General features: G+C 74.8%; 18 protein-coding genes. 9 read left to right on the top strand and 9 right to left on the bottom strand.

Features of this window, described 5'->3' with window-relative positions; genetic code table 11:
- Positions 1 to 87 precede the first annotated feature (87 nt).
- Genes ACZ7MX_RS11455 through ACZ7MX_RS11445 form a run of 3 tightly spaced genes read left to right on the top strand, consistent with a single transcriptional unit; the run spans position 88 to position 2,392 of the window.
- Positions 88 to 882: a LamB/YcsF family protein gene (locus tag ACZ7MX_RS11455; protein WP_472131325.1), complete on the top strand. Its 795-nt coding sequence runs from the start codon at positions 88 to 90 to the stop codon at positions 880 to 882.
- Positions 879 to 1,502 (top strand): 5-oxoprolinase subunit PxpB, encoded by a 624-nt coding sequence (gene pxpB / locus ACZ7MX_RS11450; RefSeq protein WP_472131324.1) that lies wholly within the window; start codon positions 879 to 881, stop codon positions 1,500 to 1,502. The genes ACZ7MX_RS11455 and pxpB overlap by 4 nt, the downstream gene beginning before the upstream one ends.
- Positions 1,499 to 2,392, top strand: a complete 894-nt coding sequence (locus ACZ7MX_RS11445) for a 5-oxoprolinase subunit C family protein (protein WP_472131323.1) — start codon at positions 1,499 to 1,501, stop codon at positions 2,390 to 2,392. The genes pxpB and ACZ7MX_RS11445 overlap by 4 nt, the downstream gene beginning before the upstream one ends.
- 86 nt (positions 2,393 to 2,478) lie before the next feature.
- Here the strand turns inward: ACZ7MX_RS11445 and ACZ7MX_RS11440 are convergent, their stop codons facing one another.
- From ACZ7MX_RS11440 to ACZ7MX_RS11420, 5 genes are all read right to left on the bottom strand, one after another.
- Positions 2,479 to 6,087 carry a hydantoinase B/oxoprolinase family protein gene (locus ACZ7MX_RS11440; protein WP_472131322.1) on the bottom strand — a complete coding sequence of 1,203 codons (3,609 nt, stop codon included), beginning with the start codon at positions 6,085 to 6,087 and terminating at the stop codon, positions 2,479 to 2,481.
- Entirely contained in the window at positions 6,084 to 6,992 is a 909-nt protein-coding gene (locus tag ACZ7MX_RS11435; protein WP_472131382.1) for an SGNH/GDSL hydrolase family protein, read from the bottom strand. The genes ACZ7MX_RS11440 and ACZ7MX_RS11435 overlap by 4 nt, the downstream gene beginning before the upstream one ends.
- Positions 6,993 to 7,093: 101 nt before the next feature.
- Complete coding sequence (locus ACZ7MX_RS11430; protein WP_472131321.1) at positions 7,094 to 8,317, bottom strand: glycosyltransferase; 1,224 nt, start codon at positions 8,315 to 8,317, stop codon at positions 7,094 to 7,096.
- Entirely contained in the window at positions 8,314 to 9,441 is a 1,128-nt protein-coding gene (locus tag ACZ7MX_RS11425; RefSeq protein ID WP_472131320.1) for a glycosyltransferase family 4 protein, read from the bottom strand. Before ACZ7MX_RS11425 ends, ACZ7MX_RS11430 begins: the two co-directional genes overlap by 4 nt.
- 913 nt (positions 9,442 to 10,354) lie before the next feature.
- Entirely contained in the window at positions 10,355 to 11,779 is a 1,425-nt protein-coding gene (locus ACZ7MX_RS11420) for a HEAT repeat domain-containing protein (protein WP_472131319.1), read from the bottom strand.
- 310 nt (positions 11,780 to 12,089) lie between these two features.
- On the opposite strand from ACZ7MX_RS11420, the gene ACZ7MX_RS11415 reads away from it, so the two are divergent.
- The gene (locus ACZ7MX_RS11415) at positions 12,090 to 13,556 is read left to right on the top strand and encodes a PP2C family protein-serine/threonine phosphatase (protein WP_472131318.1); all 1,467 of its coding nucleotides are present in this window, start codon (positions 12,090 to 12,092) and stop codon (positions 13,554 to 13,556) included.
- A gap of 86 nt (positions 13,557 to 13,642) precedes the next feature.
- Here the strand turns inward: ACZ7MX_RS11415 and ACZ7MX_RS11410 are convergent, their stop codons facing one another.
- Complete coding sequence (locus ACZ7MX_RS11410) at positions 13,643 to 15,172, bottom strand: DNA-binding protein NsdB (protein WP_472131317.1); 1,530 nt, start codon at positions 15,170 to 15,172, stop codon at positions 13,643 to 13,645.
- A gap of 284 nt (positions 15,173 to 15,456) precedes the next feature.
- Between ACZ7MX_RS11410 and ACZ7MX_RS11405 the strand changes: the two genes are divergently transcribed.
- Both ACZ7MX_RS11405 and ACZ7MX_RS11400 read left to right on the top strand, forming a co-directional pair.
- Complete coding sequence (locus tag ACZ7MX_RS11405; protein WP_472131316.1) at positions 15,457 to 16,590, top strand: aminoglycoside phosphotransferase family protein; 1,134 nt, start codon at positions 15,457 to 15,459, stop codon at positions 16,588 to 16,590.
- A 328-nt stretch (positions 16,591 to 16,918) separates the two neighbouring features.
- On the top strand, positions 16,919 to 18,922 hold the full coding sequence (locus ACZ7MX_RS11400; protein WP_472131315.1) for an N-acetylmuramoyl-L-alanine amidase: 2,004 nt from the start codon (positions 16,919 to 16,921) through the stop codon (positions 18,920 to 18,922).
- A gap of 87 nt (positions 18,923 to 19,009) precedes the next feature.
- On the opposite strand, the gene ACZ7MX_RS11395 is transcribed toward ACZ7MX_RS11400, so the two are convergent.
- The 3 genes from ACZ7MX_RS11395 to ACZ7MX_RS11385 form a co-directional block, all read right to left on the bottom strand.
- A complete protein-coding gene (locus tag ACZ7MX_RS11395) occupies positions 19,010 to 19,510 on the bottom strand; it encodes a hypothetical protein (protein WP_472131314.1) in 501 nt (166 codons plus the stop codon).
- Positions 19,511 to 19,611: 101 nt separating this feature from the next.
- Complete coding sequence (locus ACZ7MX_RS11390; protein ID WP_030411305.1) at positions 19,612 to 20,007, bottom strand: ACT domain-containing protein; 396 nt, start codon at positions 20,005 to 20,007, stop codon at positions 19,612 to 19,614.
- 10 nt (positions 20,008 to 20,017) lie between these two features.
- A complete protein-coding gene (locus tag ACZ7MX_RS11385; protein WP_472131313.1) occupies positions 20,018 to 20,626 on the bottom strand; it encodes a CGNR zinc finger domain-containing protein in 609 nt (202 codons plus the stop codon).
- An 87-nt stretch (positions 20,627 to 20,713) separates the two neighbouring features.
- Here ACZ7MX_RS11385 and ACZ7MX_RS11380 point away from each other — a divergent pair, with 87 nt between their 5' ends.
- The 3 genes from ACZ7MX_RS11380 to ACZ7MX_RS11370 all read left to right on the top strand — a co-directional run bounded on the left by ACZ7MX_RS11380 (position 20,714) and on the right by ACZ7MX_RS11370 (position 22,371).
- Complete coding sequence (locus ACZ7MX_RS11380) at positions 20,714 to 20,851, top strand: hypothetical protein (protein WP_472131312.1); 138 nt, start codon at positions 20,714 to 20,716, stop codon at positions 20,849 to 20,851.
- Positions 20,848 to 21,576, top strand: a complete 729-nt coding sequence (locus ACZ7MX_RS11375) for a maleylpyruvate isomerase family mycothiol-dependent enzyme (protein ID WP_472131311.1) — start codon at positions 20,848 to 20,850, stop codon at positions 21,574 to 21,576. Before ACZ7MX_RS11380 ends, ACZ7MX_RS11375 begins: the two co-directional genes overlap by 4 nt.
- Positions 21,577 to 21,642: 66 nt before the next feature.
- Entirely contained in the window at positions 21,643 to 22,371 is a 729-nt protein-coding gene (locus ACZ7MX_RS11370) for a leucine-rich repeat domain-containing protein (protein WP_472131310.1), read from the top strand.
- Positions 22,372 to 22,378 lie beyond the last annotated feature (7 nt).

The following is a 22,378-nucleotide window of genomic DNA, read 5'->3' as shown; positions in this document are numbered from 1 at the left end:
TCCCCCGCCCGCAACCGGGCCGCCACGCCCTGCCCCGGCCCGCCCCGGCCCACCCGGCCGGCACCGAGCACCCTGGAACGGAGCGACATGACCGACGCGGTGGACTCCCCGGACGGTGCGAATGCTCCCGTCATCGACCTCAACGCCGACCTCGGCGAGGGTTTCGGCCGCTGGCAGCTCACCGACGACGAGGCCCTGCTGTCCGTGGTGACCAGCGCCAACGTCGCCTGCGGCTTCCACGCCGGCGACCCGGCCACGATGCGCCGGGTCTGCGCGCTGGCCGCCGAGCGCGGGGTGGTCATCGGCGCCCAGGTCTCCTACCGCGACCTGGCCGGCTTCGGCCGCCGCGCGATGGACGTCCCGCCCGACGAGCTCGCCGACGAGATCACCTACCAGATCGGCGCCCTGGAAGTCTTCGCCCGGGCCGCCGGCGCCCGGGTCGGCTACGTCAAGCCGCACGGGGCGCTCTACAACCGTTGTGTGCACGACGCGGAGCAGGCCGGCGCGGTGATCGCCGGCATCCGCACCGCGGGCGGCGGGCTGCCGGTCCTCGGACTGCCCGGCTCCCGGCTGCACGAGGCCGCCCGGGAGGCCGGACTGCCGGTGGTCGGCGAGGCGTTCGCCGACCGCGCCTACACCGCAGCGGGCACCCTCGTCCCGCGCCGCGAGCCCGGCGCGGTCGTCCACGACCCCGGCGAGGTCGTCAAGCGCGCCCTGGGCATGGCCCGGGACCACGCGGTCACCGCGGTCGACGGCCGCCGGGTGGAGATCACCGCCCGCTCGCTGTGCCTGCACGGCGACACCCCGGGAGCCGCCGACCTGGCCCGGCGCGTCCGGTCCGAGCTGGCCGCCGCCGGGGTACGCATCCGGAGCTTCGTATGAGGCCGCTGCCGGTCGGCGAACACGGGCTGCTGATCGAGCTGGCCGGCGCCGAGGAGGTCGGCGCGCTCCACGCCGAGCTGCTGCGCCGGGCCGCCGACGGCACCCTGCCACCGGTCGGAGAGATCGTGCCGGCCGCCCGCACGATCTTCCTCGACGGCCTGGCCGACCCCCGCGGGCTGATCGCCGAACTCGCCACCTGGGACGTCCCGCCGCGCCCCGCCGACGACCGGCCGGCCGTCGAGATCCCGGTCCGCTACGACGGCCCCGACCTCGCCGACGTCGCCGCCCTGTGGGACACCACCCCCGAGGAAGTCGTCCGCCGGCACTCCGGCACCACCTTCCACGTCGCCTTCTGCGGCTTCGCGCCCGGCTTCGGCTATCTGACCGGGCTGCCCGAGCCGCTGCACGTGCCGCGCCGGGACACCCCCCGGACCAAGGTCCCGGTCGGCTCGGTCGCGCTGGCCGGCCCGTACACCGGGGTCTATCCGCGGTCCTCCCCCGGCGGCTGGCAGCTCATCGGCACCACCGACGCCGTGCTGTGGGACCCGCGCCGGGACCCGGCCGCGCTGCTCACCCCCGGCACCCGCGTCCGCTTCGTCCCGCTGGAGCCCGCCCGATGACCGACCGCGCCCTGGCGGTGGTACGGGCCGGTGCGCTCACCACCGTGCAGGACCTCGGCCGTCCCGGCCACGCCCATCTCGGGGTGCCCCGGGCCGGCGCCCTGGACGGACCCGCGCACCGCCTAGCCAACCGCCTGGTCGGCAACCCCGAAACGGCCGCCACCCTGGAGACGACGCTGACCGGCTGCGCCGTGCGGGTGCGGACGGCCACCACGGTCGCGGTCACCGGCGCGCCCTGCCCGGTGACCGTCGACGGCCGCCCCGCCCCCTGGGGCGCCCCGGTGCGCGTCCCGGCGGGCGCCGTCCTGGACGCCGGGACGCCGGTCCACGGGCTGCGCTCCTACCTCGCCTTCGCGGGCGGCATCGACACCGAGCAGGTGCTCGGCAGCCGCGCCGCCGACCTGCTCTCCGGCCTCGGCCCCGATCCGCTCACCGACGGCACGGTGCTCCCGCTGGGCGACCCGTACGGCCCGCCCGCCACCGCGGACGCCGTCCCGCACCCGGGCCCGGTGACCGAACTGTGCCTGCCGTTCCTGCCCGGCCCGCGCGACGCCTGGTTCACCGAGGCCGGGCTGCGCACCCTGACCACCGGCCGCTTCCGGGTCTCGGCGGCCGGCAACCGCATCGGGCTGCGCACCGAGGGCCCGCCGCTGGAACGCGCCCGCACCGGCGAACTCCCCAGCGAGGGCATGCCGTTGGGTGCCCTGCAGGTCCCGCCGAACGGCCTGCCGGTGCTCTTCCTGCACGACCACCCCACGACCGGCGGCTACCCGGTCGTCGGCGTGGTGCCCGAGCGTTTCCTGGCGCCCGCGGCACAGGCGGTGCCAGGCACCCCCGTCCGGTTCGTGCGCCTCGGCCGACGGCCGGACCGGGCGGCGCACTCCCACTGACGCCGGCGCACACCGCCGCCCGAAAGGTGGTCGCCTTCGAGGCGTGCCGCCGCGCGGGGCAGGAGCAGCAGCCGGCCGGCCGCGCATCACGGCTCGCCGTAGCCCCCGCCCCCGGGCGTCCGCAGCACCAGTACGTCGTCCACCCCGGCCTCCGCCGCGTCGCAGCCCCGGAGCTCCTCGCGGGTGCCGTCGGCGCGTTCGATGAGATTGGCGCCCAGCGCGCCCGGGGCGCCGCCCGCCATGCCGTACGGCGGGACGCGGCGGTGGTGGGTGAGCAGGGCGAGGGTGACCGGCTCCAGGAAGCGCAGCCGGCGCTCGACGCCGCAGCCGCCGTGCCAGCGTCCGCGGCCGCCGCTGCCGGCCCGGATCGCGAAGGCGTCGACGCGGACCGGGTAGCGCCACTCCAGGACCTCGGGGTCGGTCAGCCGGGAGTTGGTCATGTGGGTCTGCACGGCGTCCGCGCCGTGGAAGCCGTCGCCGGCGCCCGAACCGCTGGCCACGGTCTCGTAGTACTGCACCCGGTCGTTGCCGAAGGTGAGGTTGTTCATCGTGCCGGAGCCCTCGGCCTGGATGCCCAGTGCGGCGTAGAGCGCGCCGGTGACCGCCTGGGAGGTCTCCACGTTGCCCGCGACGGTGGCCGCCGGGAAGACGGGCGCCAGCATCGAGCCCTCGGGGATGCGCACCTCGACGGGCTTGAGGCAGCCGCTGTTGAGCGGGATGTCCTCGGCGACCAGGGTGCGGAAGACGTACAGCACCGCGGCCATCACCACCGAGGTGGGCGCGTTGGTGTTGCCGGGCTGCTGGGGCGAGGTGCCGGCGAAGTCCAGGACGGCGCCGCGGGCCTCCCGGTCGACGGTCAGCGCGACCCGGATCTCCGCGCCGCTGTCCGTCTCGTAGCGGTAGCTGCCGTCCGACAGCCCGGCGATGATCCGGCGGACCGATTCCTCGGCGTTGTCCTGGACGTGGCCCATGTAGGCCCGTACGACGTCCAGCCCGAACTGGTCGGTCATCCTGCGGAGTTCCTGGATGCCCTTCTCGTTCGCGGCGATCTGGGCGCGCAGGTCGGCGAGGTTGGCGTCCGGTGAACGGGACGGGTACGGGCCTGAGGTGAGCAGCTCACGGGTCTCGCGCTCACGCAGCGTCCCGTCCCGGACCAGCAGCCAGTTGTCGAAGAGGATGCCCTCCTCCTCGATGGTGGTGCTGAACGCGGGCATCGAGCCGGGGGTGATGCCGCCGATCTCGGCGTGGTGGCCGCGGGACGCCACCAGGAACAGCAGTTCGTCGCCGTCGGCGTCGAACACGGGCGTGACGACCGTGACGTCCGGGAGGTGGGTACCGCCGTGGTACGGGTCGTTGATCGCGTAGACGTCGCCGGGCCGCAGATCGCCCCGGCGCCGGCGGAGCACCTCCTTGATGGACTCCCCCATCGACCCCAGGTGCACGGGGATGTGCGGGGCGTTGGCGATCAGATTGCCCTCGGCGTCGAACAGCGCACAGGAGAAGTCCAGCCGCTCCTTGATGTTGACGGAGTGCGCGGTGTTCTCCAGCCGGACGCCCATCTGCTCGGCGATGGCCATGAAGAGGCTGTTGAAGACCTCCAGCATCACCGGGTCTGCCTCGGTGCCGACCGCGACCCGCTCGCCGCGCGGGCGGGTGCGGGTCAGCACCAGGTGCCCGCGGTCGCCCCTCTCCGCCTGCCAGTCGGGGTCGACGACGGTGGTGGCGTCGGCCTCGGCGACGATCGCCGGGCCGGTGAGGACGTCACCGGGCCGCAGCCCGGCCCGCCGGTACAGGCCGGTGTCCCGCCAGCGTCCGCCCGCGTACATCCGCACCGTCGCGGCGGGCGCCAACTCACCGTCCCTGCCGCCGGTTTGGGCCTCGTAGCCGCGGGCGCCGCCGGACTCCCCGCGGGCCTCGACCGACACCGCCTCGGCGACCAGCGGTTTGTCCATGGTGAAGGCGTACCGCTCGCGGTGCGCCCGGACGAACTCCTCCGCCATCGCCGCGGCGTCGCCGAGCGGGACGCCGAGGGGGGAGTCGGTCCCGGCGTAGCGGACCAGCACCCGGGCGCGGGTGGTGATCGACGCGTCCGGCACGCCGTCGTCGAGGAGTTCGCGGCGGGTCTGGTCGGCGAGCGCGGCGCACACCTCGTGGACGTGGTCGAGCGCCGCGGGGTCGGCGAACTCCGCCTCGACGGCCTGTTCGCGCATCGCGGTGGCGTCCGCGACGCCGATGCCGTACGCCGAGAGCACCCCGGCCAGCGGCGGGACGAGGACCGTGTCGACGCCCAGGGCGTCGGCGACCGCGCAGGCGTGCTGGCCGCCGGCGCCGCCGAAGCTGATGAGGGCGTAGCGGGTGATGTCGTGGCCGCGCTGGACGGAGATCTTCTTGACCGCGTTGGCCATGTTGAGCACGGCGATGTCCAGGAACCCGGCGGCGACCTCCTCGGGACCGCGGTCGTCCCCGGTCTCGGCGGCGGCCCGGGCGGCCAGCTCCGCGAAGCGCTCCCGTACCGCCTTGTCGTCCAGCGGCTGGTCGCCTCCGGGGCCGAACACCGCCGGGAAGTGGGCCGGCTGGATGCGGCCGAGCATCACGTTGGCGTCGGTGACGGTCAGCGGGCCGCCGCGGCGGTAGCAGGCCGGTCCCGGGTCGGCGCCGGCGGAGTCGGGGCCGACCCGGTAGCGGCGCCCGTCGAAGTGCAGGACGGAGCCGCCGCCGGCCGCGACGGTGTGGATGTTCATCATCGGGGCGCGCATCCGGACGCCGGCGACCTCGTTGCCGAAGACCCGCTCGAACTCACCGGCGTAGTGCGACACGTCGGTGGAGGTGCCGCCCATGTCGAAGCCGATCACCCGGTCGTGGCCGTCACCGGCCTCGGCGGCCGTACGCACCATGCCGACCACGCCGCCCGCGGGGCCGGAGAGCACCGCGTCCTTCCCGCGGAAGTGCGCGGCCTGCCGCAGCCCGCCGTTGGACTGCATGAACATCAGCCGGATGCCCGGGAGCTGGGCGGCGATCTCGTCGACGTAGCGGGCCAGGATCGGCGAGAGGTAGGCGTCGACGACGGTGGTGTCGCCGCGCGGCACCAGCTTCATCAGCGGGCTGACCTCGTGCGAGCAGCTGACCTGGGGGAAGCCGGCCGCACGGGCCAGCTCGGCGACGGCCTGCTCGTGCGCGGAGTGGCGGTAGCCGTGCAGCAGGACGACGGCGGCGCTGCGCAGCCCGTCGGCGCGGGCCCGGCCGAGCGCCTCGCGGACCCGGTCGGCGTCCAGCGGCCGGACCACGTCGCCGTGCGCCCCGATCCGCTCCGGCACCTCGATCACCCGGTCGTAGAGCGCCTCGGGCAGCACGATCCGGCGGTCGAAGATCCGCGGGCGGTTCTGGTAGGCGATCCGCAGCGCGTCGCGGAAGCCCTCGGTGATGAGCAGCACGGTCGGTTCGCCCTTGCGCTCCAGGAGGGCGTTGGTGGCGACCGTGGTGCCCATCTTGACGACGGAGACCCGCTCGGCGGGCACCGGTTCGTCCGGGCCCAGGCCGAGCATCATCCGGATGCCGGCCACCGCGGCGTCCCGGTAGCGCTCGGGGTGGTGCGAGAGCAGTTTGCCGGTGACCAGCCGCCCGTCCGGGCGTCTGCCGACGACGTCCGTGAACGTGCCACCGCGGTCGATCCAGAACTCCCAGCGTCCGGTCGTCATCCCGTCATTGTCGCAGTGCCCTGCGCGCACGCCGCGGCTTTCGGCCCGGGGAGGGCGGCGAGCGCGGCCCGCGTGGTCCGGTCGGCCGCGGCGTCCAGCAGGCGCCCGGTGCCCGCGAGCGAGTGCCGGTACTCCCGGGCGGCGAGGGCGAGCAGACCGGGCAGCAGGTCCGTGCAGCGGTCGACGACCCAGCGGGTGCCCTTGGTGGCCATCCACAGGGCGGAGCCGGTACGGGTCGGTGGCCGGCCGTCGAGGGTGAGCGCGGGCGGCGGGCCCACGGCCAGGCCGGCGGCGGTGAGCTGCGCGTGGAAGCCGCGGGCCAGCAGCCGGTGCCCGCGTTCGCTGGGGTGCAGCCGGTCCACGCTCCAGCAGGCGCGTTCGGTGACCCAGGGGTACTCGGCCAGATGCAGGTGCACGCCCCCGTGGCGGGCGGCGAGCGCGTGGACGACGGTGTTGACCGCCCGCATCCGGCGCCCCAGCGGCCGGGCCAGCGGCGCGGGCAGCCCCAGCATCCGCCCCGGATCGGGCAGACAGGCCGTCAGGACCACGGCCCCGTCGCCGCTCAGCGCGCCGTACGCCCGGTCCAGTGCGACCGCGACCCGCTCGATGGCGAAGGCGGCGCGCAGGGTGTCGTTCGCGCCGACGACCAGCGACGCGAACCGCGGCCGGTGCGCCCGCGCGGCGGGCAGCTGCCGCTCGGCCACGTCCGCCGCCAGTGCCCCGCTGACCGCCAGGTTCACCAGGTGCACGCTCTCCGGCCGCTCCCCCAGCGCCGCCGCGAGCAGCACCGCCCAGCCGCGCCGGCCCCCGCCCGGCAGGGGGTCGCCCAGCCCCTCGGTCAGCGAGTCCCCGAGCGCGACGAAGCGGACCGGGTCCCCGCCCGGGGCCGCTCCCGGCTGCGCCACCGACGGCCGTCCGGTCGGCGGCTGCTCCGGTACCGGCCGGTCCGCTGCCACCGCTCCCGTAGGCGGCTGCTCCGGGACCGCCCCCTTGGTGGACCGCACCGTCACCACCCGCCCCGGGGGCCCGCCGGATGCGGCGCGGCCGGTACGGCGGTGGCGGGCCGGACCAGCGGCACGGCGGCGTCGTGCGCCGCCAGGAAGGCGTCCACGGCCGGCTGCCAGCCGTAGCCCTCGGCCTGCCGGCGGGCCGCGGCGCGCCGGGCCGGCTCCGGCCGGGCCAGTACCCGCTGGACGGCGTCGGCGAAGGACGGACCGTCGTCGAGCGCGGTGTCGCCCCCGCCGCCGACCAGCCCGGCCAGCGCCGAGGCCGCGCTGGCGACCACCGGGGTGCCGCAGGCCAGCGCCTCCAGGGCGGCCAGCCCGAACGTTTCGGCGGGCCCGGGCGCCAGCGCGAGATCGGCGCTGGCCTGCAGGGCGGCCAGCCGGTCGCGGTCGGCGAGGTGGCCCAGGAACGCCGCGGGCAGCCGTTCGGCCCGCGCACGGGCGGCCAGCCGGCCCCGCAGCGGCCCGTCACCGACCACCACCAGCGCCGCGTCGATCCCGCGCCGGCGCAGCTCGGCGAGCGCGTCCAGGGCCCGCCCGGGCCGCTTCTCCTGGGACAGCCGGGAGCACATCAGCAGCAGCACCCCGGCCCGGCCCGCGCACCGGCGGCGCAGCTCCGCGCTGCCGCAGTCCGGGTGCCAGGCGTCCAGGTCCACCCCGAGCGGGGCGCGTACGACGTTGCGCGCGCCGGCCCGGGTGAACTCCGCGGCCGCCCACTCGGTGGTGCACACCACCCGGCTGTAGGCGTACGCGGTACGGCGGTTGAGCCGGTCCGCGGCGGCCCGGGCGAGCGGCCGCGGCACGCCCCAGGTGCCCAGCACCCCGTCCACGCTCTCGTGCGAGACCATCACCGCGGGGACCCGGGCCCGGCGGGCCCACTCGCCCGTCCAGCGCAGCGTCGTACGGTCCGAGACCTCCAGCCGGTCGGGAGCCAGCCCTTCCAGCAGTCGCCGCACCCGGTGCCGGTCGGTCAGCATCCGGTACCCCCCGCTGCCGGGCAGCACGCTCCCCGGCAACGTGAACACCCGCCCCTGGGCGGTGAGTTCCTCCCGCATCCGCCCGTCCCCGGGCGGCCCCGGCACGATGAGCACCGGTTCGTGCCCGGCGGCCCGGTAGCCGGCGCCGAGCGCGGCGAGCGCGGTGCGCAGCCCGCCGGAGGCCGGGGTGACGAAGTTGGCGATCCGTACGATCCGCAGGCCCGTCGTGCGGGCCGGCCGCCGGTTCATGCCGCCACCGCCGTCCGGTCGGCGAGCACGTCCTCGTAGTGGCCCAGCAACTGGTCGCCGACCGCCTCCCAGGTGCGGTCCGCGACGGCCCGGCGGGCCGCGGCGCCGTACCGCACGCGCAGTTCGGCGCTGCCCGCCAGGAAGCGCACCGCGTCCCGGAACGCGCTCCCGTCACCGGGGGTGACCAGCAGCCCGGTGCGGCCGTGGTCGACCAGGTCGACCGGCCCGCCGGCCCGCGGCGCGACCACGGGCACACCCGAGGCCATCGCCTCCTGCACGGTCTGGCAGAAGGTCTCGTACGGCCCGGTGTGCACGAAGACGTCGAGGGAGGCGTAGAGCCGGGCGAGCTCGTCACCGGTGCGGCGGCCGAGGAAGCGGACCTCCGGGAGGGCGGCGCGCAGCCCGGCGGCGCTGGGGCCCTCGCCGATGACGACGGTGCGGACGCCCGGCAGCCGGGACGTCTCGGCCAGCAGCCGGACGTCCTTCTCCGGCGCGAGCCGCCCCACGTACCCCACCAGCAGCTCCCGCCCGGCGGTCAGCGAACTGCGCAGCACCGCGTCCCGCCGCCCCGGGTGGAACCGGGTGGAGTCCACCCCGCGCGGCCACAGGTGCACCCGGGGCACCCCGTGCTCGGTCAGGTCCAGCAGCGCCGCACTGGAGGGAGCCAGGGTGCGGTCGGCGGCCCCGTGCACCGCACGCAGCCGCCGCCAGGCGGTGGCGGTGCCGCCGCCGAGATAGGTACGGGCGTAACGGCCCAGGTCGGTCTGGTAGACGGCGACGGCGGGCACCCGCAGCCGGGCCGCGGCGGCCATCCCGCGGGCGCCGAGGACGAAGGGCCCGGCCAGGTGCACCAGATCGGGCCGGTGACCGGCCAGCGCCGCGGACAGCCGCCGCCCGGGGAGCGCGATCCGCACCTGCGGGTATCCGGGCAGCGGCATCGACGGCACCCGCACGACGGGGCAGGGGCTGTCGTACGTACCGGTCGCGGGCGCGGCGCCACCGAGCGGCGCGATGACGAGCGGATCGTGCCCGCGCCGGACGAGGTGACGGGCGGTTTCCAGGGCGCAGTGGGCCACGCCGTTGACATCGGGCGGAAAGGATTCGGTGACGATGACGACACGCATACGGCTGTTGTCGACGCCCGGTGCGTGGAGCGAGCCACGTGGATCTTTCCTGCCGACGAACATTCCACTGCGCTTGCGCTTTGGGGTGCCTCCCACGTACTTGGCTGTCCCGCCGCGGGGCTCGCTCGCCGTTGCGCTTTGCGGCGCGCCCGCACGTAGCTGGCTGTCCCGCCGCGGGGCGTCTGGCCGTTGCGCTTTGCGGCGCGCCGCACGTACCTGTCTGCGGCGCCGCGGGTCGTCTCGCCGTTGCGCCTGCGGCGGGCTGGGTGGGTGTTGGGTGCGGTGACGGGCCTCCGGGGCCGGTTGTGTGGACTGCTGACGCTTTACGTCCACACAACCGGCCCCTCCGGCCCGTCCCCTCCCGCTGTGGGAGAAGGAATGCGGTGGTGGGGGCGGGCGTTGAGGCATGCAAGGGGACCTGGCTACCCCTACGGGACGGTCGAACAGAACCCCTAAGGGTCGCGAGGGCCCCCTGCAGGGCCACAACTCGACGCGCCGGGCGGGGCATTCCCGACACCCCACAACACCAGATGCTCGCTCAACGACGCGCGCCCCCACTCACCCGCACACTTCCTCAAACGGGAGGGGACAGGCCGGAGGGGCCTGGTGTGTGGACGTAAAGCGTCAGCAGTCCACACACCAGGCCCCGGAGGCCAGTCACCGCACCCACCACAAACCCAGCACGCCGCAGGCGCAACGGCCAGACGACCCGCGGCGCAGCAGACAGCTACATGCGAGGCGCCGCAAAGCACAACGGCGAGCAAGCCCCGCGGCGCAGCAGACAGCCACGTGCGGGGGCGCCGCAAAGCGCAACGGCGAGACGCCCCGCGGCGGGAAAGACGGCTACGTGCGGGGCGCCGCAAAGCGCAACGGCGAGCAAGCCCCGCGGCGCAGCAGACAGGTACGTGGGGGCTCACACAGCCGACGCATCGGGGCCGAAGCGGCTGCGGACGGCTGTTTGGACCTCGGCCTCCTCGGCGGGGTCGGCGGCGAGTCGGCGGAGTTGTTCGACGACCCGGTCGTCGCCGGTGGCGGCATGGCGGGCGGCCAGTTCGCGGGTGGTCTCCTCGCAGTCCCAGAGGCACTCGACGGCGAAACCCGCCGCGAAACCGGGGTCGGTGACGGCGAGCGCGGCGGCGGCCCGGCCGCGCAGGTGGGAGGAGGACGTCTCGCGGTAGATGTGCCGCAGTACGGGGGCGGCGCAGGCGACGCCGAGGCGGCCGGTGCCGTCGACCAGCTCCCACAGGCCGGCGGCGTCCGGGCCCTCCTCGCGGACGGTCCGGCGCAGCGCGGCCAGCACGAGATCGGCGTCGCGCTGCGTACCACGGCGGGCGAGCACGGCGGCGGCCGACGCGCCCAGCCGGTCGGTACGCGGCGCCCAGCAGCGGGCCCGCTCGACGGCGGCCGCACCGCGCATCCGCTCGAAGGCGGAGAGCCCGGCGGCGACCAGCGGCTCGGAGGAGAAGGGGCAGGTGACGGCGGTTTCGATCAGGTCGAGGACGTCCGGGTCGCCGCGCTCGGCGAGGTGGTGCAGCGCCGCGGCGCGCGCCGCGTCCGGGCCGCTGCGCGCCGCCCGGAGCAGCTCGGGGCGGTCGTCCGGGCCGGCGACGGCGGCCAGGCAGCGGGCGGCGGCGAGGTACCGGTGCTCCTCGGGTTCCAGCTCCAGTCCCTGCTCGGCCCACCCCAGGACGTCCGCGACGCTCCAGCCGGGGCGTGGTCCGCGCGGCCGCAGCTGGCGTTGCCAGCGGTCGAAGGAGCCCTGTTCGCCGGCGGCGGTCAGCCGCGGGCCGTACCGGGGGTCCTCGGCCCACAGCCGCCAGGGCCGGGGCTCGAAGGCGTCCCGGACCGCGACGGCCAGGTCGGCCCGGCCCTGCTCGGTCTCGGGGAAGCGGGCGAGGACGGCGGGGGCGAGCGACATCAGCCCGGCGTCGTCGTCACGCAGCGCGAGCTCGTCCAGGGCCCAGCGCCAGTTGCTGCCGACCGCGGCGTAGCTGCGCAGCAGCAGCCGGGCGGCGTCCCTGCCGTACGCGGCGAGGTGGCCGAGGACCGCGAGGGCCAGGCCGGTGCGCTCCTCACCGGTGTCGGTGCGGTCGTCGGGGTGGAAGAGGTGGCGTTCGATCTCCTCGAGCCCGCCGTCGAGCTGCATGTAGAGGCGCGCGTAGTACAGCGAGCGGTTCTCCACCTGCCAGTCGCGCCGGGGGTCACGCAGCACGCTGTCGTTGAGCGCGCCGAGCGCCTCGGCCCTCGGTGCCGCGAGGGCGTGCAGGGTCCCGTCGCCGCGGCCTCGCTGCAGGAGGCCGAGCAGGGTGCCACTGGGCGCTATGTCTGGATCGAACATGAGGTCAGCATCCGGTGCGGGGGTCGGGCTGGCAACGGGATTTCCGCTGACCGGCATTCTTGCCGGTGACCACGGGCCGTATGCCTCGTTCCCACCATGGATCGGCAGCAACGCCTGCAGTACGGCGGCCGAAGCCTAGCCTGGAACCTGTCATTCCGCCGATTCCCCCCGGCCTGCCAAGGGAGGCCGGAGGCATATGTCAGCTGCACCACCGTATCGGGTAGTGCCAAATCCCTTACGCACGGTCGCCGCCTGTGCAACAGTCGTTACCGGCCCTTCAGCCCGGCGCCGCCTGATCACGGAGTACGTCATGCCGTCCCCTCTCTTCGCGGACCATCCAGCCGACCGGCCCCCCGAGCGCGACACCGTCGAAGCCCTGATCACGCAGGCGCGCCGCCTGCGCGGCGACCTCGACGCGGTGCGCCGGGAGTCCACGGTGGACACCGGCCTCGCCCCCGACCCGCAGCTGCGCTGGCAGCGGGCACTGTGCGATCTCGCCGTGCATCACCTCGACGATCTCGGGGGTCATCTCGACCAGCTGAGAGACGGCCTGCCCACCGAGAGTGACGATGTCCCGGAGCCGGCGGCCGAGGTACCGGCGCTCCCGGCCGGGCCCGAGCCCCCTGAGCGCGGTGCGCTGCTGCGCCGGGTGGGCAGCGCCGAGTGGAATCTGCTCACCGACGAGGTCAGCTGGTCCGACGAGCTGTTCACGATCTTCGGCCGGTCCCCCGCCGAGGGCCCGCTGACCCTCGACGAACTGCCGTCCCTGGTGGACCCGGACGACCAGGAGGGGCTGGCCACGATGGTCACCGACTGCCTGGTGGACGGCCGGCCGATCGACGGCGAGTTCCGCATCGTGCGTCCGGACGCGAGCCTGCGCACGGTGCACATGGTGGGCGAGCCGGTGCTGGACGACGACGGCAGTACGGCCTGCATGTGGGCCGTCCTGCGGGACGTCAGCGAGCTGCGCCGCAGCCAGCAGGCGGTGCGCGAGACCCGTGACTCGCTGCACCACGAGCGCCGGGTCGCGGAGACCGAGCACCGGCTCGCGGTCGAGCTGCAGCAGGCCGTGCTGCCGCCGTGGCGGGGGTCCCTGCGGTTCCCGCAGGACGGTCGGGTCACCCTCGACCTCGCCGGCCGCTATCTGCCGTCCGGCTCCCACACGCTGATCGGCGGGGACTGGTACGACGCGATGCAACTCCCGGACGGCCGGACGCTGTTGAGCGTCGGCGACCTCACCGGGCACGGCGTCGCGGCCACGTCGGGGATGGCGATGGTGCTCGGCGCGCTGCGCGGGATGGCGGTCGCCGGCCACCGGCCCGGGCAGTTGATGGGGCTGCTCAACCAACTGCTGGACACCGCCGCCCAGCCGGCGCTCGGCAGTGCGGTGTGCGGCACCTTCGATCCGCGGACCCGGACGCTGGAGTGGGCCCAGGCCGGGCACCCCGCACCGCTGCTCTTCCGCGGCGGCACGGGGCGCGCGCTGGACCCGCCCGAGGGCGTTCTGCTGGGGGCGACGTCGGGGGCGGCGTACACCCAGTGCACCGAGCAACTGGAGCCCGGTGACCTGCTCGTGCTGCACACCGACGGGCTGATGCCCACCCGGACGTACGGCACCGGCACGGGCCTGGAGAGTGCCGAGCGGCTCCTGGCACTGGCACCGCGGTTCGCCGCGGCCCGCAGTGCGCAGGACAGCGTCCGCATCGTCGTCGAGGAGTTCGGCAGCGCCGAGCGCGAGGACGACGCGTGCGTGCTGATCGCCAGGGTCGGCGACTGACACACATCGCGGCAGGTGAGGGCGGACCGGCATCGTGCGAGCCGGCCGCCCCGCCCGCATGAGGCGAGAAGCCGTCGGTGGAGGCGTCAGACCGAGAGGTTCGGCCCCAGGCCCGTGCCGATGCCCGGGCCGAGCCGTGATTCCTTGGACTTGGGCCTGGGCTTCGGCAGGACATGCTGGATCTCCTCGCGCAAGTCCTGGATCTTGGCGTAGTTCGCGTACTGGCCCGTGAGCCGGAACATTTCGCGGAGCCGGTCCCAAGTGCGGTGGGAGGAGTTCTCACCGATGGACACCAGGGCCAACCGGGCGTAACGGTCGGCCTGTTCGGGGTCGTCGCCGATGAAGCAGGCCGAGGCCATCGAGAGGTAGTCGAAGATCTGCGAGCGCTGGCGGCCGCCCTCCCGGAGGGCCAGGGCCTGCTTGGCGTGGTGCTGGGCGATCTTGGCGGCCGCGGGGTCGTGTTCGGCGAGGGTGCGGAAGGCCAGGGCCTGCATGCCGTGCAGGTCCGCCTCGTCGAACATCTGCATCCAGCACGGGGGCGGGACGTCGCCCTTGTCCGAGACGAACAGTTCCTCGGCCTCGCCCAGGGTGCGCCGCATCGCCTGGCTCTGGCCCTTGGACGCCTGGGCCCACGCTTCGATGGTGTGCAGCATGGCGCGGGTGCGGGGCAGGGTCTCCTCGCCGGAGCCGGACTTGGCGAGCTTCATCAGGTCCAGCGCGTCGTCCGGTCGGCCCAGATGGACCATCTGACGGGCGGCGCGGGAGAGGGCCTCACCGGCGCGCGGGCGGTCGCCGCCCTCGCGGGCCGCATGGGCGGCGATGATGAAGTACTTCTGGGCGGTGGGCTCCAGGCCGACGTCGTGCGACATCCAGCCGGCCAGCACGGCGAGGTTGGCGGCCACGCCCCAGAGCCGGCGCTGGAGGTGGTCGGGGTGGCGGTAGGCGAGCATGCCGCCCACCTCGTTGAGCTGGCCGACCACCGCCTTGCGCTGCAGGCCGCCGCCGCGGGCCGCGTCCCAGGCGCGGAAGACCTCCACCGAGCGCTCCAGCGCGTCGATTTCCTGCGACCCCACGGGGGCCGCCTCATAGCGGTCGAGGCCGGTCTGGTCGAATTCGTCGAAGGGGTCGGAAGCGAACGGGTCGTCGTGGCGGGAGGCGCCGGTGGGGGCCGGATCGGTGTGGAGCCAGTCGTGCATGGCGCCGGTGAGTGCGGAACCCGCGGCGAGCGCCGCGCCCGCACCCACCAAGCCGCGTCGGTTGAGCATGAGGTCCATTCCCGTGAATTCCGTGAGGACCGCAGCGGTCCGTTCGGGAGCCCACGGCAGACCGTCCATGGCCTGCCGCTTCCCCGAGCGACCGGTTCTGGCGAACCCGAGGTCCTCGATGGTTACGACACGGCCGAGGCGCTCGGTGAACAGCGAAGCCAGGACCTTGGGCACGGGATCGCGGGGGGTCTCCCCCATGTCGATCCAGCGCCGCACTCGCGAGGTGTCGGTCGCCAGCTGCGGATGGCCCATGGCCGCCGCCTGCCGGTTGACGAGCCTCGCCAGCTCTCCCTTGGACCAGCCGGCCAGGCCGAAAAGGTCCGCGAGACGGGTGTTCGGCTGCCTGTCCACGTCAAGCCCCCAGGTTCCTCGACTGAGTTGACAGTAACGGCCGGTGACGTGCGCTGCGACCATTCGCCAGGGTTCGCCAGGGCACGCCAGATGGTCTGCCACCCGCAGCCGAGTGTTCTGTAGACGTGCCGCCCCCGGCCCGGTGGCGGGACCGCATTCCCCAGGGTGCGCGCCCTTCGCAGGGACCCTGGATCGGCCTCCTGCACGGGGCCCGTTCACGGGTTCCCTCCACCGGGCCGGGAGCGCACGCAACTCGTCGGCGCACGAAGGGATCTGTCTCACCCATGTATGCAGCATCGTCCGCCGTGACCGCCCCCGCCCGGCCGCACCGCCCGCACCCGACAGGAAGCGGGCCGTATCTCGCCCCGGCTCCCTCCGCGGGGGCGGTTCCCGGTCTCCCCGGCGGCCGGACCCGGCGGGCACAGGGGACGGGCACCCAACCGCTCAGCGGGAGACTCGACTTGTCCGGGCCCCAGGGCGCACAGCTGCGCGCCGCGGTTGCCTCGGTGCACCGCATCTGTCCCGAGTTCAATCCGGTCCAGGTGCTGCGCCGGAGCGGAAAATCCGTCCTCCTCGTCGGCACGACAGGCCGTATGACCGCGGTCGCCAAGTGTTTACTGGACCAGTCCCCCACGTGGGCGGAAAGGTTCCGGCAGGAAATAAGCGCATACCGCGCATTCGTCCGGCATCGTCCGCCGGTACGGGTGCCGCGGCTGGTGGCGGCGGATCCCGACAACTGCACGCTGATCGTGGAGCGGATGCCCGGCCGGGTCGCGGCCATGACGCGCCACCCGGCCGAGGCGCCGCCCCGGGCCGACATCCGCGCCGCGATCGGCGCGGTCTGCCAGCTCAACCGCTGGCGTCCGCCGGCCGGGCTGTTCGACGCCCCGCTGGACTACGCCGGCCGGATCGGCCGCTACCACGACCTGGGGCTGCTCACCGACCGCGACCTGGGTGACCTGCAGAAGCTGATGCACGGTCTGCCGCACGTCCAGGGCCAGTTCAACCATGGCGACGCGCTGCTGAACAACGTCCTGCTGTCGCCGGCCGGCCCGGTGCTGCTGGACTGGGACCACGCCGGCTGGTACCTCCCCGGCTACGACCTGGCGACGCTGTGGTCGGTGCTCGGCGACGCCCCGGTGGCGCGCCGTCAGATCAGCCAGCTCGCCCAGAACGCCGGTCCCGCCTCGCGGGACTCCTTCCTGGTGAATCTGATGCTGATCCTGACCCGGGAGATCCGGCGCTACGAGACCGCGGTCCAGCGGACCATGCGCGAACCGGCGCCGACGGGGACCACGGCCCCGGGACAACCCGGCGTCCCCACGGCGGGCGAGGAGCAGCGGCTGCTCCTGCGCCGGCTGCACGACGACTGCCAGATGGCCCGTCGTGCGGTACGGGCGGCGGTCGGCACGCGCTGACCGCCCAGGGGGAGTGCCTTTGTCTGCAGGCACTTCCCGCGGGGGATTGTGAGCGGCGCACCCGTTGTGCGGGAGGCGCCGCTCACCCATGTGCGCCGGGCGGTCATTGGTCCATTCCACTGACGCCCCGCAGGCCGGGCGGCGGTCCGGGAAGGCTCCTCTGGAGTTGCCCTGACATGCGAAATCCCGAACCGGTGCGGTATATGACGGGCCGTCGGCCCACCTATGGCTCTGGGCCCCACGGGGCTCTACTCTCGGGTCCACCCCGTACGGCCGTTGGTGCACCATCCGTCACACCGCCCGGCTCGGGCCGGCTGAGGAGGCTGTTGTGCGAGGATCCGCCCCGGAAGACCAGAGAACCCATCGCCCCGCCCTGCGCAGGTCCACCACCGCGGTGGCGGCGGCGGTGCTGCTGCTCCCGCTCACCGGAGCCCCGTCCGCGAGCGCCGGGCAGCCCCGGACGGACGCCCTGCAGCGGGCCTTCACCAAGGCCGCCGTCCGCTTCCACGTGCCGCGCAGTGTGCTGCTCGGCGTCTCGTACCTGGAGTCGCGGTGGGACGGCCACGGCGGCGCGCCGAGTGTCTCCGGGGGCTACGGCCCGATGCATCTGACCGACGCCCGGACGGCGCTGGCGCGGGCGCCGGAGTTCAGCGAGGGCGACGAGGACGCCCGGGGCGACGCCTCGCGCGCCCGCAAGCGGGTCCCGGAGGGTGCGGCGCAGCAGGCCGCGCTGCCCGCCGAACTCCCGGCCCGGCTGCGCACGTTGCCGTCCGCGGCCCGGCTGACCGGGTTGCCGGCCGAGCGGTTGCGTACGGACCCGGCGGCGAACGTGCTGGGCGGTGCGGCGCTGCTCGCCGCGGAGCAGCGCGGGCTCGGGCTGTCCGCCGACGACGATCCGGCCCGGTGGTACGCGGCGGTGGCGCGCTACGGCGGTCAGGACGATCCGCGCGGCGGCCAGGCGTTCGCGGACGAGGTGTTCTCGGTGATCCGCCGGGGCGCGGCGCGGACGACCGATGCCGGGCAGCGGGTCAGCCTGCCCGCGGCCCCGGGGCTGGTCCCCGACGCCGGGCAGCAGAAACGTCTCGGCGGCGCCGTCACCAGGGCCTCCGCGCCGGGTGGCGACCCCGGGCTGGAGTGCCCGCGGAACGTGGCGTGCGAGTCGGTCCCGGCGCCGTACGAGGAGTTCGGCGACCACGACTACGGCAACCACGACAAGGCGGACCGGCCGCGGGACCAGAAGGTCGACACCATCGTCATCCATGACACCGAGGGGTCGTGGGACGTCACGCTGAAGTTGATCAAGGACCCGAAGTACGTGTCCTGGAACTACACCGTGCGGTCCTCGGACGGGCTGATCGCCCAGCACGTACCGGGCAAGGACGTCGCCTGGCACGCCGGCAACTGGTACGTGAACTCGCACTCCATCGGCATCGAGCACGAGGGTTTCCTGGCCGCCCCGGACGCCTGGTACACGGAGGCGATGTACCGGTCCTCGGCCCGGCTGGTGAAGTACCTGAGCCGCAAGTACGACGTGCCGCTGAACCGGCAGCACATCCTGGGCCACGACAACGTGCCCGGCACGACGCCGTCCACGATCCCGGGGATGCACACCGACCCCGGGCCGTACTGGGACTGGGCGCACTACTTCGAGCTGCTGGGCAAGCCGTTCCACGCCACGGCGGGCAAGCACGGCGGGCTGGTCACCATCCTCCCCGACTACGACCGCAACCGGCCGCGCTACACCGGCTGCGAGAAGCCCGGGGACGCCTGCGCGCCGCACGGTTCCGCGGCGGTCCGGCTGCACACCGCGCCGAGCGGGAGCGCGCCGCTGGTCAAGGACGTCGGGCTGCACCAGGACGGCAGCGACTCGACGGACGGCGTGAACGACACCGGGGCCCGGGCCACGACGGGGCAGCGGTTCGCGCTGGCGGGCCGGGACGGTGACTGGACCGCGATCTGGTACCTCGGTCAGGTCGCGTGGTTCCACAACCCGCACGGTGCGCCGACGGCGGTGAACGCCAAGGGGCTGATCGCCACGCCGAAGTCCGGCCGGGAGGAGATCCCGGTCTACGGCCGGGCGTACCCGGAGAAGGCCGCCTATCCGGCCGGGGTGCCCTACCAGTCGGTTTCCCCGCTGCCGTACACGATCGCCGCGGGGCAGCGGTACGCGGTCGGCGGCCGGGTGACCGGCGAGTACTTCTACGCGCCGACGTTCGACGTCTCGAAGCACACGATCGTGCGCGGTGAGGACGACTACTACGAGATCCAGCTGGGGCACCGGGTGGGTTATGTGCGGGCGGCCGACGTGGACGTGCGGCGGTCGTCGTCCTGACCCGGGCGGCCGGGTGAGCGGATGAGGTGCGTGCGCCCGGTGGACGGGGTGTCGTCCACCGGGCGCGCCGCTGTCCCCTCCGGGGTGTCAGCCCTGCTGGAAGAGTTCCGCCGGCAGCGGCTTGAGCAGCGCGTAGAGGTCGTCGGTGATCGGCCGGTCCCAGCTGGCGATCGTGACCAGGACGCCGTCGTTGCGGTCGAACTGGGCGCAGGAGATGCGGCTCTCGGAGCACTTGATGCGCTTGACGATCAGCAGGTTGTCGTCGTGCATCACGGGGGTGTCCTCGCTCTCGACGACCGTGACCGGATCGTCGTTGCCGAGCGCGGCGAGCAGCTGGGCGACCTCGAAGGGCACCTGGTCGCCCTCCAGCTCGCGGGCCGGGGAGCCCTCCGGCAGGTTGCCGATGATCATCGCGGGGCCGCGGCCGCCGAAGAGGTCGTAGCGGAGGAAGACGCCCTGGCAGCTCCCGTCGGGTGCGGGCAGCAGCCCGGCGCCCAGATTGCCCGGCCAGTCCCCCGGGTCCATGGCGAGAACGTCGAAGTCGGGACCGGCGGGCGTGGCTGCGCTGCGGCGGCGGAGGAAGGACATGCCGCCATCGTACGTGGCCCGGCCGGGCCCGCCGCGCCGGACGTCGGGGGCGTGGGCGGCTTGCGGGCCGGTGGGGCGGGCGGTGTGCGGGGGGCCGGGGTTCAGGCCCGTCCGGCCAGTTCACCGAGGCGGCGCAGTGCCTCGTCGGCCGCCTCGTGGGGCACGAAGAGGTGGTCGTGGTGGAAGCCGGCGACGACGTTGCAGCTGAGGCCGGCGTCGGCGAGGGCGGTGGCGACGGCGGCGGTGAGCCCGACCGCGTCCAGTGCGGAGTGCACCCGCAGGGTGATCCAGCCGGCGACGTAGTCGTACGGCAGGCCGGTGCGGTCGGCTTCCTCCTGGCGCAGGACGAGGGTGAGTCCCTCGGGTTCGGCGACGGTGACGACCGGGGCGAGTCCGGCGGGGATCGCGCCGCGCACGGTCGTGAAGACGTACCGGCCCTCGTTCAGTTCGGGGCGCATCCCGCTCAGCAGGGTCACAAGATCGCGTTCACCGGTCATGCCGCCCACCTTACGAGGGGTGGTGCCGTCCTTCCTTGTGCCGCTCGTGGTGGCGGGCGACCCGGGCGCGGTTGCCGCAGGAGGGGCTGCACCATTCCTGGCGGGCGTGGTCCTTGACGAAGTAGCGGACGCAGCGGGGGGCGGGGCAGGCGCGCAGCCGGGCGCGGTCGGGGCCGGCGAGGAAGGTGAGGGCGGCGCGGCCCAGTGCGGCCACGATCCGGTCGGCGGTGGGCGGGGTGCCGTGCGGGTGCAGCCGCAGCGTGGGCACGGCGTCGGGCTCCCAGCTGAGCCGGGGGGCGGTGGGGACGAGGGCGGCGGCGGTGTTCAGCCGGTGCAGTGCGGTGTCCTCGGGGAGGAGCCGGTGGGCGTCGGCGGAGCTGGGCGGTCCGGGGCGGACGGCGCGGGCGAAGAGCGCGCGGACCGCGGCGCGCAGTTCGCGTACGGCGGTGTGGAGTGCCGGGTCGGCGGTGACCGGGTCGGCCGCGCAGTCGAGCAGGTCGGTCCGCTCGGCGATCCAGGCGGTGAGTCCGTCGGGGTCGGCCAGGTCGTCGGTGACACCGCCGTGGCCGTCGTGGCGGATGGTGACGGCGAGATCCAGTGCGAGCCGTGTTGCGGTCATGGAGCTAATGGTAACGTCACCGCCAGCCATTAGGTTCGTCGGGGGAGGTCAGGGGGAAACCTGGCCGGGCTCCGTCAACTGCCCTGCGTGCGCCCGGTGTTCGCGGGCACACCGCCGATCCCCGATCCGGTGGATCCGCCCGGCGGCCCGGTGGCACGCACGTACATCCGGCCGGCCCACCGCCGGGCCGGCGAGAACGGGACGAAGGAGCTGCTGTGGCCGTGACGAAGGAACCCGCCCTGTCGGCCGGGGCGGTCCGCGAGGCGATCGAGGCGGGCCAGGAGCGGTTGCGGGCGCTGCTGCCCGGGCTGACGGACACCGCGGTACGCGAGCCGAGCGCGCTGCCCGGCTGGTCCCGCGCCCATGTCCTCGCGCACATCGAGGGCATCGCCCGGGCCACCGCCCGGCAGGCCCGTTACGCGCTGCGCGGGGAGCTGGTCGAGCTGTACGACGGCGGGCGCCCGGAGCGGGCGGCCGGTATCGAGGCCGGTGCGGTGCGGGACGCGGCGCAGCTGCGGGACGCGGTGGGGGTGGCGTTGGAGGAGTCCTCGGCGGCCTGGGCGGCGGTCGGTCCGGCCGACTGGTCGCGCCCGGTGCGCTACCGGGACGGTGATCTGCGCACGGTGCTGTGGGCCTGGTGGCGGGAGCTGGAGATCCACACGGCGGACGCCCGGCTCGGCCGCGGCCCGCAGGACTGGCCGCACGGGCTCTGCCACCACCTGCTGAGCCATCTGGCGCCGCGCGCCCCGAAGGACGTGGCCCTCGTGCTGGAGGCCACCGACGAGGCGTTCCGGCGGGAGTACGGTGCCGCCGGCGCGCCGGAGGTGACCGTCCGCGGCCACCTCACCGACCTGGCGGCCTGGCTGGCCGGCCGCGCTCCGCACCGGCCGCTGGACTGCCGCCGGTCGGGTCGCCCCGCCGCGCTGCCGGAGCTGCTCGACTGGCCGTAGGGACGCGCCCGGCCCGCCCGGCCGGCTTCCGACCGCCTCGCCCGCACCCCCTGAACGGACTCCGCCATGCTCACCCCGTCCCGCACGCTCAACTTCTGGAAGGCCGGGCTGAGTGCGGTGCCGCCGGAGGTGTGGCGGCGCGCCGACTGGGAGGTGCTGATCCTCGCCGACAACGCCCTGACCTCGGTTCCGGCGGCGCTGGGCGGGCTGCGGGCGCTGCACACCCTCGACCTCGGCCACAACGCGCTGACCGGGATCCCCGAGGAGATCGGCGAGCTGACCGGGCTGACCCGCTACCTCTATCTGCACGACAACCGCCTCACCGCCCTGCCGGAGGCGCTCGGCCGGCTGGACCGGCTGGGCTACCTCAACGTCGGGGAGAACCCGCTCGGCCGGCTGCCGGACACGCTGGGCCAGATGGCCTCGCTGGTCGAACTCCGGGCGCAGCGGGCCTCGTTGGCCGAACTTCCGCCGGGGGTGGGGCGGCTCGGTCGGCTGCGGGAAGTGTGGCTGGGCGGCAATGCGCTGACCGGGCTGCCGGCGGGCTTCTCCGCGCTGCACGAGCTGCGGGTGCTGGAGCTGCGCGACAACGCCCTGCCCCAGGTGCCGGGGGCGCTGCGTGCGCTCCCCCGGCTGGCCCGGCTCGATCTGCGCGGCAACCGGATCGCGGAGCTGCCGCGGTGGATCACCGGGCTCCCGTCGCTGGAGAAACTGGATCTGCGCTGGAACGCCGTGGACGACGGTGCGGAGCCGGTCCGGGCGCTGCGCGCGAACGGGTGCGTGGTGCTCACCTGACGGCGGC

The organism is Streptomyces sp. NPDC107765 (assembly GCF_055657085.1).
The sequence above is the reverse complement of the archived record's forward strand: the minus strand, read 5'-3'. Positions and strand labels throughout refer to the sequence as shown.

Coding starts and splice junctions, on each gene's coding strand:
- ACZ7MX_RS11455 (WP_472131325.1), top strand. CDS start 88: ATGACCGACGCGGTGGACTCCCCGGACGGTGCGAATGCTCCCGTCATC.
- pxpB (WP_472131324.1), top strand. CDS start 879: ATGAGGCCGCTGCCGGTCGGCGAACACGGGCTGCTGATCGAGCTGGCC.
- ACZ7MX_RS11445 (WP_472131323.1), top strand. CDS start 1,499: ATGACCGACCGCGCCCTGGCGGTGGTACGGGCCGGTGCGCTCACCACC.
- ACZ7MX_RS11440 (WP_472131322.1), bottom strand. CDS start 6,087: ATGACGACCGGACGCTGGGAGTTCTGGATCGACCGCGGTGGCACGTTC.
- ACZ7MX_RS11430 (WP_472131321.1), bottom strand. CDS start 8,317: ATGAACCGGCGGCCGGCCCGCACGACGGGCCTGCGGATCGTACGGATC.
- ACZ7MX_RS11425 (WP_472131320.1), bottom strand. CDS start 9,441: ATGCGTGTCGTCATCGTCACCGAATCCTTTCCGCCCGATGTCAACGGC.
- ACZ7MX_RS11420 (WP_472131319.1), bottom strand. CDS start 11,779: ATGTTCGATCCAGACATAGCGCCCAGTGGCACCCTGCTCGGCCTCCTG.
- ACZ7MX_RS11415 (WP_472131318.1), top strand. CDS start 12,090: ATGCCGTCCCCTCTCTTCGCGGACCATCCAGCCGACCGGCCCCCCGAG.
- ACZ7MX_RS11405 (WP_472131316.1), top strand. CDS start 15,457: ATGTATGCAGCATCGTCCGCCGTGACCGCCCCCGCCCGGCCGCACCGC.
- ACZ7MX_RS11395 (WP_472131314.1), bottom strand. CDS start 19,510: ATGTCCTTCCTCCGCCGCCGCAGCGCAGCCACGCCCGCCGGTCCCGAC.
- ACZ7MX_RS11390 (WP_030411305.1), bottom strand. CDS start 20,007: ATGACCGGTGAACGCGATCTTGTGACCCTGCTGAGCGGGATGCGCCCC.
- ACZ7MX_RS11385 (WP_472131313.1), bottom strand. CDS start 20,626: ATGACCGCAACACGGCTCGCACTGGATCTCGCCGTCACCATCCGCCAC.
- ACZ7MX_RS11370 (WP_472131310.1), top strand. CDS start 21,643: ATGCTCACCCCGTCCCGCACGCTCAACTTCTGGAAGGCCGGGCTGAGT.